The organism is Microbulbifer harenosus (assembly GCF_005771435.1).
In the GTDB taxonomy this organism is placed as follows: domain Bacteria; phylum Pseudomonadota; class Gammaproteobacteria; order Pseudomonadales; family Cellvibrionaceae; genus Microbulbifer; species Microbulbifer harenosus.
This window is the reverse complement of the sequence record NZ_VANI01000067.1, coordinates 1-536: the sequence shown is the minus strand read 5'-3', so window position 1 is coordinate 536 and position 536 is coordinate 1. Positions and strand designations below refer to the sequence as shown.

1 protein-coding gene is annotated in these 536 nt (G+C 49.8%); it reads right to left on the bottom strand.

The window, feature by feature from the left end; translation table 11 throughout:
* The coding region (locus FDY93_RS19360) for a helix-turn-helix domain-containing protein (RefSeq protein WP_138237396.1) at positions 1-439 on the bottom strand (439 nt) is incomplete at its 3' end.
* Positions 440-536: the final 97 nt, after the last annotated feature.

The window sequence follows — 536 nt, the reverse complement described above, 5'->3', positions numbered from 1 at the left end:
CTTTGTAGCGCTTTCGGCGCTGCTTTGATGCCTGACGTAAATGCGTCCATAAGTTGCCGCCATTCTTCTTGTTTCGCCAGATATATTGGTAGATGGTTTCATGGCTGAGCCGGCGTTTCATTAATTTATGTTTGCGTATGTAACCGACTATTTGCTCTGGGCTGTACTTCTTCCTAAGTAATGCTCGAACAATCTTGAAGTGGCGTTCGGAATAGTGTCGGTTACGACGTGATCGCCTGCGCCGCCCTCGTGTGCGACTGTCGGCCTTACTCGGTCTATATGCGCCATCGGTTCGGTGGCAGCTGTTACGCTGGAACTCTCTATAGAGTGTGCTCCTGTGGCGCCCGGTTAGCTCGGCAATACGGATTACGGAAAGACCTTGTGCACGATAGGCGGCAATCGTGTATCTTTCTTCTCTGGTGATCTGTTGATACTTCATTGGTGCAATTCACTTCTTGGCGGGAGTAAAATGCCCCTAGTATCGCAGATCACCTCCAGTTTTAGGTGATGTGTCGCGGTTAGTATATGAATCCGGG